This is a genomic window from Nocardia sp. NPDC052566, assembly GCF_044547285.1.
Taxonomy (GTDB): domain Bacteria; phylum Actinomycetota; class Actinomycetes; order Mycobacteriales; family Mycobacteriaceae; genus Nocardia.
This window is the reverse complement of sequence record NZ_JBIUAF010000006.1, coordinates 842,063-853,000: the sequence shown is the minus strand read 5'-3', so window position 1 is coordinate 853,000 and position 10,938 is coordinate 842,063. Positions and strand designations below refer to the sequence as shown.

At 68.4% G+C, this 10,938-nt stretch carries 11 protein-coding genes; all 11 read left to right on the top strand.

Going from position 1 to position 10,938, the window contains the following annotated elements:
* Positions 1-12 precede the first annotated feature (12 nt).
* The 11 genes from ACIG5A_RS33870 (at position 13) to mtnC (ending at position 10,870) form a co-directional block, all read left to right on the top strand.
* The gene (locus ACIG5A_RS33870) at positions 13-789 is read left to right on the top strand and encodes an alpha/beta fold hydrolase (RefSeq protein WP_397247629.1); all 777 of its coding nucleotides are present in this window, start codon (positions 13-15) and stop codon (positions 787-789) included.
* A 98-nt stretch (positions 790-887) separates the two neighbouring features.
* Entirely contained in the window at positions 888-1,202 is a 315-nt protein-coding gene (locus ACIG5A_RS33865; protein WP_397248005.1) for an MGMT family protein, read from the top strand.
* A gap of 34 nt (positions 1,203-1,236) precedes the next feature.
* Positions 1,237-1,989: a VOC family protein gene (locus tag ACIG5A_RS33860; RefSeq protein WP_397247627.1), complete on the top strand. Its 753-nt coding sequence runs from the start codon at positions 1,237-1,239 to the stop codon at positions 1,987-1,989.
* A gap of 49 nt (positions 1,990-2,038) precedes the next feature.
* Positions 2,039-3,796 (top strand): NTP transferase domain-containing protein, encoded by a 1,758-nt coding sequence (locus ACIG5A_RS33855; RefSeq protein ID WP_397247625.1) that lies wholly within the window; start codon positions 2,039-2,041, stop codon positions 3,794-3,796.
* A 55-nt stretch (positions 3,797-3,851) separates the two neighbouring features.
* Positions 3,852-4,610, top strand: coding sequence for a methyltransferase domain-containing protein (locus ACIG5A_RS33850; protein ID WP_397247623.1), 759 nt, complete (start codon positions 3,852-3,854; stop codon positions 4,608-4,610).
* Positions 4,611-4,740: 130 nt separating this feature from the next.
* Entirely contained in the window at positions 4,741-4,923 is a 183-nt protein-coding gene (locus ACIG5A_RS33845) for a hypothetical protein (protein ID WP_397247621.1), read from the top strand.
* 150 nt (positions 4,924-5,073) lie between these two features.
* On the top strand, positions 5,074-7,386 hold the full coding sequence (locus ACIG5A_RS33840) for an arylsulfatase (RefSeq protein ID WP_397247619.1): 2,313 nt from the start codon (positions 5,074-5,076) through the stop codon (positions 7,384-7,386).
* A 152-nt stretch (positions 7,387-7,538) separates the two neighbouring features.
* Positions 7,539-7,889: a DUF1330 domain-containing protein gene (locus ACIG5A_RS33835; protein WP_397247617.1), complete on the top strand. Its 351-nt coding sequence runs from the start codon at positions 7,539-7,541 to the stop codon at positions 7,887-7,889.
* 76 nt (positions 7,890-7,965) lie between these two features.
* Complete coding sequence (gene mtnA, locus ACIG5A_RS33830; RefSeq protein ID WP_397247615.1) at positions 7,966-9,615, top strand: S-methyl-5-thioribose-1-phosphate isomerase; 1,650 nt, start codon at positions 7,966-7,968, stop codon at positions 9,613-9,615.
* Positions 9,612-10,187: a 1,2-dihydroxy-3-keto-5-methylthiopentene dioxygenase gene (locus ACIG5A_RS33825; RefSeq protein ID WP_397247613.1), complete on the top strand. Its 576-nt coding sequence runs from the start codon at positions 9,612-9,614 to the stop codon at positions 10,185-10,187. Before mtnA ends, ACIG5A_RS33825 begins: the two co-directional genes overlap by 4 nt.
* Positions 10,184-10,870 carry an acireductone synthase gene (gene mtnC / locus ACIG5A_RS33820; protein WP_397247611.1) on the top strand — a complete coding sequence of 229 codons (687 nt, stop codon included), beginning with the start codon at positions 10,184-10,186 and terminating at the stop codon, positions 10,868-10,870. The genes ACIG5A_RS33825 and mtnC overlap by 4 nt, the downstream gene beginning before the upstream one ends.
* Positions 10,871-10,938: the final 68 nt, after the last annotated feature.

The window sequence follows — 10,938 nt, the reverse complement described above, 5'->3', positions numbered from 1 at the left end:
CAAAATAGCTGGGTGTCGCCTCTACATGTTTATCGATTCGGTCCGGCGGACGGACCGAAGGTGCTGGCTCTGCACGGTGTGACGGGTCACGGCAAGCGATGGGAGGCGATGGCCGACGAATACCTGCCCGACCTCCGCATCATCGCCCCCGACCTGCGTGGACACGGCTATTCGACCTCGTTGCCGCCGTGGAACTTCGAGACCATCGTCGACGACCTGGTCGAACTGCTGATCGCCGAGACCGACGAACCGGTGCTTGTGGTCGCGCATTCCTTCGGCGGCGCCTGCGCGCTGCACCTGGCACAGCGCCACCCCGAGCTGGTACGCGGGCTTGTGCTGCTCGACTCGGCCATCGCGCTCGATCCGGAACTGCTCATGGATATCGCGGTCTCCTCGCTCGCCTCGCCGGACTACATCAGCGTCGACCAGGCACGGCAGGACAAACTCGCCACCGGCTGGGACGACGTGGAGCCGCGCCTGCTCGAGGCCGAACTCGCCGAACATCTGATGCCCACCGCGGACGGCCGCGTCGGCTGGCGGATCAGCCTGCCCGCCATCAACTCCTACTGGGGCCAGCTGGCCAGGCATTACGTCCTGCCGCCCGCCGACCTGCCGACCGTGCTCGTGCAGGCGATGAAGGTGAATCCCCCCTATGTGACACCGGATTTCCGCGCCGCGCTCACCGAACGTCTCGGCACGCATCTGACGGTGCTCGAATGGGACTGCGATCACATGGTCGCGCAGGCGCGTCCCGCCGAGACCGCCGCGCTGGTTCGGTCGATGCTCTGAGCGATGTTCCTCTCGGTGGCGAATATCTCCCGAATGGCTAGGGTTTGCTGATGGCTGGGGTTTGCTGATGGCTAGGGTTTTCTGATGGCTAGGGTCTTCTGATGGCGACGACCGACGCCGAAGTCGAGCGAGTACGCGAACTGGTGGCCGCCATCCCGCCCGGCCGGGTCGCCACCTACGGCGATATCGCCGCGGCCGCCGGGCTGAGCACACCGCGCACGGTCGGCTGGATCATGCGGACCGATTCCGCCGATCTCCCGTGGCATCGCGTGCTCGGGGCGGCAGGCCGCCCCGCCGCCCATCTGGCCGACCGGCAACTGCGTTTGCTGGCCGGGGAGGGCGTGCCGATTCAGGACGGCCGAGTGAACCTGCGGGCCGTCCGTTTCCACTTTCCGGATCCCGCGAATCCATAACGGACCCGCTCGGGCAGCGGTTACCGTTGACTCCATGTCCACCCGTCTGGCGTGTGTCGTGTTCGATGCGGACCGGCCGCGCTTCGTCGCGGATTTCTGGGCGGAGTTGCTCGGCTGGTCGGTCACCATCGATCGCCCCGACGAGGTCGATGTGGCGGCGCCCGATCCGGACGGACTCGACCTCGCGCTGACCTTCCTGCCCACGGCGCGCGCCAAGGACAGCAAGAATCGCATCCACCTCGACCTGGCCAGCCGTTCCCTCGATCATCAACGGGTGCAAGTGGATCGGGCGCTGTCGCTCGGCGCGCGCCGGGTGGACATCGGCCAGGGGACGGTGCCGTGGGTGGTGCTCGCCGATCCGGAGGGCAACGAATTCTGCGTGCTCGAACCGCGCGAGCAGTATGTGGACACCGGCGCCGTCGCGGCCATCGTGGTGGACACCAACGATCCGGTGCGGCTGGCCGAATTCTGGTCGGCGGCCTCGGGCTGGCCGGTGGCGTACGGCGAGGAGCGGGTGGCCGGGCTGCGCTCGGCGACCGGGCTCGGCTCCTGGCTGGAATTCGTGCGCACCCCCGACCTCAAATGCGGGCGCAACCGACTACACCTGGACCTGGCCTCCTTCCCCGCCGACGATCCGGCCGAGGAACTGGCCAGGTTGCGCGCCGCGGGCGCGACCCCCTTCGGCCAGAACGCGGGCATCGGCGGCGCGCCCGGGCTGGCGCTGGCCGACCCCGAAACGAACGAATTCTGCCTGCTCCGCCCGGCGCGTGACTGTTCGACCGTCTGAGGCGCACTAGCATTTCGGCCATGCTGTACCTCGCCCCGGACCTTTTCCGGTGACCGCCGCCGACGCGATCGTGCTCGCGGGCGGGCGCGCCAGCCGCATGGGCGGTGTCGACAAACCGGCGATCGTCATCGGTGGCCGCTCCATGCTCGGCGCGGCGTTGACCGCGGTGTCCAGCTGTCACACGGTCGTTGTCGTCGGCCCGCAGCGGCCCGAGCTCGCGCCCGAGATCAGGCAGGTGCGCGAGGTACCGCCCGGATCGGGTCCCGTGGCCGCGATCGGTGCGGGGATACGCGCACTCGGTGACTCGGCGTCGCCGCTGGTGGTCGTGCTCGCCGCGGATCTGCCGTTCCTCACCGAATACACGGTGGCCGAACTGATTCGGCACAGCGTCGAATCCGGGGCCGACGCCACCTTCGCGGCCGACGAATCGGGGCGGCCACAGTACCTGGTCGGCGTGTGGCGGCGGTCGGCGCTGAAAACCGCACTGGATCACTTGGATTCGCTGACCAACCAGCCGATGAAGGCGCTGATTCCGGCGGATACGGCGCTGGTCGCGGTGCCTGGCATCGCCGACTGCGATACCGACGACGAGGTGCGCAAAGCGCGGGCGGCGGTGGCGGCGCCGACGGCCGAATCGGCAGCGCGCCATGCCCTCTCCCTGGACGAGGCGCGAAATATTCTGCGCACCAAGGTCTCCGGTCTCGTCGTCTACTCGGCGGAGCTGCGGTCGGTGCGCGGTGCGGCGCTGGCGGGGCCGCTGTATGCCGCGGGACCGCTGCCGCGGTTCGATGTGTCCGCGATGGACGGCTATGCGGTGGCGGGCGACGGGCCGTGGCGGCTGCGCCGGGATATCGGGTTCGCGGGCGGCCAGCGCCCGGTCGGACTGCTGCCCGGCGAGGCGGTGCGGATCGCCACCGGCGCGCACGTGCCCGACGGGACGACAAGCGTGGTCCGCGACGAATTCGTCCACGTGGACGGCGATGTGCTGCATCGGCTGCCCGACACCCCGGTACGGGAGGACATCCGGCGCAGGGGCGAGGATCGCAATCTCGGCGATCTCGTCGCGCCGGAAGGCACTCCGGTCGGCCCGGCACTGATCTCCGCGGCCGCCAGCGTCGAGGTCGCCGAGGCGGCGGTGCGCGGACCGGTACGTGCGCGGATCATCATGACCGGCGACGAGATTCGCAGCAAGGGCCCACTGCACGCGGGCCAGACCAGGGATTCGATCGGGCCGGTGCTGCCGGATCTGTTGTCCTGGCACGGTATTCGCCCGGTCGACCGCACCCATCTGCGCGACACCCCCAACGGCTTCGACGAAGTGCTCACCGCGACACCGGATTGCGATCTGCTGGTGATCGTCGGGGCGACCGGCGGCGGCGCGGCGGACCAGTTGCGCGCGGCCATCGCCCGCGCCGACGCCCGAATCCTGGTGCACCGCCTGCACCTACGCCCCGGCGGCTCCACCGTCGTCGCCGAACTGACCGACGGCACCATCGTGCTCGGCCTACCCGGTAATCCGTTCGCCGCCGTCGCCACCCTGATGGCGTTGACGCCCGCGCTGATCGAGGGTCTCACCGCACGCCATCCGGCCCGCTCCCGCACCGGCCCGCTGCACAATGCCGCCGCCATCGCGGGCCCGGTCCCCCGCATCGTCCCCGCCCGGCTCGCACCGCACGGCGGCTGGCTCGGTGACCCGCACATCCGCACGGCCCATCTCGGCGGCCTCATCGATCGGGACGGGCTGGTGATCGTCCCGGCGGACGCCACGGACGGCAGCTCGGTCGAATTCCTGCCATTGCCGCTCTGAACGGGTGCATCAGCCCGCTCAGAGCACGGATCGGGCGACCGGCAATAATCGGATGATGGGACGGTCTTACGAGGAGCTCGTGCGGGAGGGGAACGAGGTGCCCGTCGCCGGCTGGGATTTCGGCTGGCTGGAGGGTCGGGCCACCGAGCAGCGGCCGTCCTGGGGGTACCAGCGTTTGATGAGTGAGCGGCTGGCGGCGGTGTCGTCGGCGCTCGACCTCCAGACCGGTGGCGGCGAGGTACTCGCGGGCGCGCCGATCCTGCCATCGCTGATGGCCGCCACCGAATCGTGGCCGCCGAACATCGCCAAGGCGACCCAGTTGCTGCACCCACGCGGCGTCGTCGTGGTCGCCGACACCGATGACTCGCCACTTCCCTTCGGCGACAACGCTTTCGACCTGGTGGTCAGCAGGCATCCGGTCACCGTCCGGTGGACCGAAATCGCCAGGGTCCTCCGCCCTTCCGGCAGCTACCTCGCCCAACACGTCGGCGACGCAAGCGTTTTCGAACTTGTCGAATACTTCATCGGCCCCCGGCCCCCGGCAGTTCGTCGCACACGCCATCCCGACGACGATCGCGCCGCCGCCGCAGCCGCGGGCCTGGAAGTAGTCGACCTCCGCTACGAACGCCTGCGCGTCGAATTCTTCGACATCAGCGCCGTCGTCTACTTCCTGCGCAAGGTCCCGTGGATGGTCCCCGACTTCGACATCCACCGCGACGAAGAAACCCTCCGCAGGATGCACACCCACATCACCACCGCCGGGTCCTTCGTCGCCCACTCCACCCGCTTCCTCATAGAGGCACGCAAACCCTGACAATCGGCCGCCGACACGCCGGTCCGGCCGCCGTCGACGCCATTTTCACTTTTCTCTTCCACGAGTGATGCGTGATCGCTATTGTGTCAGGTAGGCGATTTACCTATCCCCCGGAAAGGACCGTGTGGAGATGACTGAAAAGTCGAAGAAAACGCCTAAGAAAATGCCCAAGCAGATGCCGCGCCAGCAGCAGCAACAGCAGCAGCGGCAGGACGCACAGCGGCAGGACCAGCAGGGTATGAATCGAGCAGGCCAGAGCGGCGACAGCCAGCGGTACAACCAGAATCAGGGCAATCGCCCCGGCCAGCACTGATCGAAATCTCGTAGCGAGGGCCGCCGGTTATTCGTAACCGGCGGCCCCGCCATTTTTCTGCGTCGACATTTTATGCGTCGGCAAATAACAGTTCCGCGCACCATGCGTCAAAACCTGGTGGCCGCGCCGTTCCCGGATTTGACTGCAACGATGCCTGTTCCATCCCATGCGCGCGGCTACGAGAACTTCGACGGTTCGATCGGCCGCACCGCCGCCGAGTCGACGCCGCGGTGGTCCTATCCCCCCACCGCACCGGACGGCGCGCCCAACATCATCGTGGTGCTGATCGACGACATGGGATACAGCGATATCGGCCCGTTCGGTTCCGAGATCGAGACGCCGACGCTGAATCGGCTCGCGGCCAACGGGCTTCGGCTCACCAACTACCACACCACCCCGCTGTGCTCGCCGTCGCGCGCCTCGCTGCTCACCGGAATCAACGCCCACCGTGCGGGTTTCGGGTTCGTCGCCAACGCCGATCCGGGATTTCCCGGCCTGCGCCTCGAACTCGCCGACGACGTGCTGACACTGCCGGAGATCCTGCGCGGCAACGGCTACGCGACCTACGCCGTCGGCAAGTGGCATCTGGTCCGTGACGCGACGATGAACCCTGCGGCGCACCGGGATTCGTGGCCGACCCAGCGCGGCTTCGACCGCTACTACGGTTCGCTGGAGGGCCTGAACTCCTTCTACTATCCGAATCAGCTGGTGTCGGATTCCTCCGTGGTCGATATCGAGGAGTATCCGGAGGGCTACTACCTCACCGACGATCTGACCGACAAGGCGATCGGCTATCTCAAGGATCTACGCTCCCACGACGCCGCCAAACCGTTCTTCCTGTACTTCGCCCATGTCGCCATGCACGGTCCGCTGCAGGCCAAGCCCGCGGATCTGGAGAAGTACCGCGGCCGCTACGCCGAGGGCTGGGACAAGCTGCGGCAGAGCCGGTTCGCCAAGCAGCTGGCCGACGGCCTGTTCCCGCCGGACACGCAGCAGAAGCCGCGCAATACCGAACCGGGATACGAAGCCGCGGAATGGGATTCGCTGAGCCCGGACGAGCAGCGCCGCTTCGCCAGGTACATGGAGGTGTACGCGGGCATGGTCGACAGCATCGACCAGAGCCTCGGCCGCATCCTGGACACACTCGAGCAGCTCGGCGAGGCCGAGAACACCATCGTGGTGTTCACCTCGGACAACGGCGGCACCGCCGAGGGCGGTCCGGAGGGCACCCGCACCTATTTCGCCGAGTTCGCGCACATCACCGATCCGGACTGGGTGGGCGACGTACCGCACGACGAGGAGTTGATCGGCACCGCAAAACTCGGCGTGCACTATCCGCGCGGCTGGGGTCAGGCGTCCAATACTCCGTTCCGCTTCTACAAGGGGCAGACCTTCGCCGGTGGCGTGCGGGTGCCGTTCCTGCTGTCCTGGCCGAAGGGGTTGCCGCGCACCGAAGGTGACAACGGCATCCGCCACGAGTACACCTACGTCACCGATCTCGCGCCGACCCTGCTGGAACTGGCCGGGCTGCAACGGCCGACGGTGCGTAACGGCCTGCCCGCCAAGGACTTCGACGGCATCTCCGCGGTGGAAACACTGCGCGACGCACAGGCGAAGACCAAGCACACCGAGCAGTACTCGGAAATGATCGGCAACCGCGGCTTCTACCGCGACGGGTGGAAGCTGTTGTCGCTGTACGAACCCGGCACCGATATCGACGCACCGCTGTGGCAGCTGTTCGACGTGCGCGCCGATCCGACCGAGCTGCACGACCTTTCCGCCCAGTTCCCGGAGAAGGTGGCCGAGCTCGCTGCCGCCTGGGACGAATCGGCATGGGCGAATACCGTTTTCCCGCTCGTCACCCGGCAGGAGCTGCAACGGCGCAGGCCGGAGGAGGCGCGGTTCGCCGCACCGGTCCGGCTGCTGCCCGGTACCCCGACGCTGGAGCGCTACCGCTCCCAGCGGCTGATCGCCTACCGGGACTTCGTCATCGAGGCCGAGCTCGGCGGGTACCGGCCCGGCGACGAGGGTGTGCTCGTCGCGCACGGCGACCCGCTCGGCGGCTATGTGCTCTATCTCGAGGACGGCCGAGTTGTGTTCGGCGTCAACAGCTATGGGCTCTATCAGTCGGTGACATCGGCGCCGCTCGACGCGAAAGCACGCCGGATCACCGTGCGGGCGAAGGTGCGCCCGCGGCTGCGCGCGGATTTCGCGATCGAGATCGACGGCGCACCCGCCGGTGAGCTGCTCGATCAGGTGCAGTTCGTCGGAATGTCGCCGTGGACCGGAATTTCGGTGGGCGTCGACGCGCGCGGCCCCGTATCGTGGGAGCTGCGTGAGCGGCGCGGCACCTTCCGCTATACCGGAGAACTTCGTGCCGTCTCCTACACGCCGGGTCCGATCCGAGTGCCGCAGCGAACCATCGAGGCGGTGGAACGCGAGGCGGAATTCGTTGCGGAATAGCACCATTGGACGTACCACCGACCCTTACCTCCGACGTAATCGACTACGGCGGGCGCGCGACCTACCTTCGAGTCGTCGCCTCGATCAGGCGGCAGTGTCGAACAAAACGGCAGTGTCGAACGAAACGGCAGTGTCGAACGAAGGAGCCCATCGTGACCGCCTACGGCTTCGCCCATCTGCGCAGCAGGCGCCCGCACCCCGACATCCTGGAGTATCTGGAGCGCATCCAGGCCACCCTCGACCCGTTCGCGGGACGCTTCGTCATCCACGGGCCACCGGTGGAGGTGGTGGAGGGCGAATGGCCGGGCAGCATGGTGCTGATCGAGTTCCCGACCATGGAGCGGGCGCGGGCCTGGTACAACTCACCGGCCTATCAGGCGATCCTGCATCTGCGCAGCGATCACATCGAGGGCAGCCTGCTGCTGATCGACGGCGTCGGGCCGGACTACGACCCGCGCGAACGGGCCGCCAAGCTGCGCGCGGAGGCCGCCGCCCGAGGCTGAGCCGAATTTCGGCGGCGCACCCGCGTCCGATACCGTTTTCCGGGCAGAATGCGACTCGCGACAAAGGATGCGCCTGATGGACGACAGCTCCCTGACCTGGGACGACGGTGTACTGGTCACCATCGACCAGCGCGGACTGCCGCACGAGGTGCGCGAGCTGCGGCTCGGCACCGTCGACCAGATCATCGACGCGATCAAGACACTGGCCATCCGCGGCGCCCCCGCGATCGGCATCGCGGGCGCGTTCGGCGTGGTCATCGCCGCCCGCGCGCACACCGTGGACGGTGTGATCGACGTGGCACGGATCGAGGCCGAGGCGGCGCGCATCGCCGATGCCAGGCCGACCGCGGTCAACCTGGCCTGGGCGGTGCGCCGGGTCGCCGCGTTGGTGCCGAGCGGCGCGGACGCGGTGCTCGCCGAGACGCTGGACATGCTCGCCGAGGACGGCCGGGTCAATCTGGCGGCCGCGACGCATGCCGCCGACCTGGTCCAGGCGCTGTGCCCGGATCGTCCGCTGCGGATGCTCACCCACTGCAACACCGGACGGCTGGCGACCAGCGCGGTCGGCACCGCACTCGGCGCACTGCGGGTGCTGCACGAGCGCGGTGCGATCGAGGGCGTGCTCGTCGACGAGACCCGCCCGCTGCTGCAGGGCGCGCGGCTGACCGCGTGGGAGCTGGCCGAGGCGGGCATCCCGCACCGGCTCACCATCGACTCCGCCGCGGCGTGGGCCATGGCCACCGGGCAGGTGGACTGTGTGATCGTCGGGGCCGACCGCATCACCACCAGGGGCGATGTCGCCAACAAGATCGGCACCTACATGCTGGCGCTTGCCGCGCGCCACCACGGGATCCCGTTCATCGTCGTCGCGCCGGAGTCGACCCGCGATCCGAATATGATCTCGGGACGCGACATCGTCGTCGAACAGCGGGCGGCCGAGGAGGTCACCGGATTCGGCGGCGTCGCAACGGCTCCCGCGGGGACCGCGGTGTTCAACCCGGCCTTCGACGTGACGCCGGGCGAGCTGGTGACCGCGGTGGTCACCGAGCGCGGTGTGGTGCACCGGGCCGCCGACGCGCCGGAGACGGCGATCGCGCGGACCGCGCGCCAGCTCTACGGACAGGGCTGGATGCCGGGCACGGCGGGCAATATCTCGGTGCGGACCGGGGATTCGGCCGTGATCACCGGGAGCGGGCTGTCGAAGGGCGAGCTCACCGAGCAGGACATGGTGACCGTGCACGTCGCGGATTCCGCACCGGTGTCCGCGGGGCAGCGCCGAAAGCCATCGGCCGAGACCACCATTCACACCGCGGTGTACCGGACCACCGACGCCGCCGCGGTCGTGCACGTGCATCCGCCGTGCGCCACAACGGTATCCACACAGGCAGGCGCCGCCGAGACAGTGACCACCCTGCGGATCACCGACTTCGAACTCATCAAGGGACTCGGCAGCGCCGATCCGGCGGCCATCGACATCCCGGTATTCCCCAACTGGGCCGACGTCGCGCGCATCGGCGCCGACATCGAGCGGTACCTCACCGAGAACCCTTCCGCACCACCGGTTCTCGGCATCGCGGGGCACGGCATCACCACGTGGGGGGACAATCTTTCCCAGGCGCGTGATCGCGCCGAATGCCTGGAAGCCCTGTGCGATCTGGTGCTGCGGACCGGCAGGCGCCATGCGTTCGGCAACCGCGACGAGATACTCGAGATTGGACTGACATGACACTGCTGCAGGTAATGTCCGCGGACAACGCCGCCGACGTTCGGGTACGGACCACCGACGATGCCGTGATCGCCGCCGAATTGGCCGAGTACGGCATCACTTTCGACCACTGGCCGGTGGTCGAGGACGCCGAGAACGTCGGCTCCGACGAGCTGCTCGCGCACTACGAGAGCAATGTCGCCGCGCTCAACGAATCCGGCCGCTACAAGCACATCGACATCGCGCGCATCCATCCCGACGACAGCAACCCGGAGTGGCCGCAGATCGCCAAGGGCGCGCGGGAGAAGTTCCTCAACGAGCACCGGCACGCCGAGGACGAGGTCCGCTTCTTCGCGGCCGGGCGCGGCTGCTTCTACCTGCACCTCGGCAAGGAAGTCCTGGCCACCGTCTGCGAGGCGGGCGACCTGGTCTCGGTGCCCGCGGGCACGCTGCACTGGTTCGATATGGGCACCCGCCCCTCCTTCATCGCCATCCGATTCTTCGAGGAGGAGGACGGCTGGATCGGCGATTTCACCGGCGACCGGATCAGCGAAGGCTTCCCCACCCTCGACGAGCTGCTGACCGCGCCGTGATCGCCGCGATCGTCGTCGATATCGAAGGCACCACCAGCCCGACCAGCTCGGTGCGCGAGGACCTGTACGGCTATACCCGGGAACGGCTTCCGCAGTGGCTCGCCGAAAACCGTTCCGGCGCGGCCGCTCCGGTGCTCGCGGGCACCAGGGAACTGGCCGGGCGGCCCGACGCGGACGAGACCGAGGTGGCCGAGATCCTGCGCGGCTGGCTCGGTTCGGACGTCAAGGCCGAACCGCTCAAGACCGCACAGGGTCTCATCTGCGCCGAGGGTTTCCGCAGCGGTGCGCTGCACGGCGAATTCTTCGACGACGCACCGCCCGCGCTGCGGGGGTGGCACGACGCCGGGCTGACGCTGTACGTGTACTCGTCGGGATCGGTACGCAATCAACGGGATTGGTTCGCCTTCGCCCGCGGCGGCGAACTCGCCTCGCTGATCACCGAGTACTTCGACCTCTCCACCGCGGGCCCCAAGCGCGAGGCCTCGTCCTACGAGAAGATCGCGGGCGCCATCGGCACCCCGCCCGAGAAGATCCTGTTCCTCTCCGACCACCCGGACGAACTCGACGCCGCCGTCACCGCGGGCTGGCACGCCATCGGCCTCGCCCGCCCCGGCGAGCCCAATCCCCCACGCCCACCCCACCGTTGGGTCGACTCGTTCGCCGAGATCACCCTGGACAACTGATCATCAGGAACTGAGGTAACTGCCCGCTCGGCCGATACGTCCCTCAGTTCCTGACAGTCATCCGACCA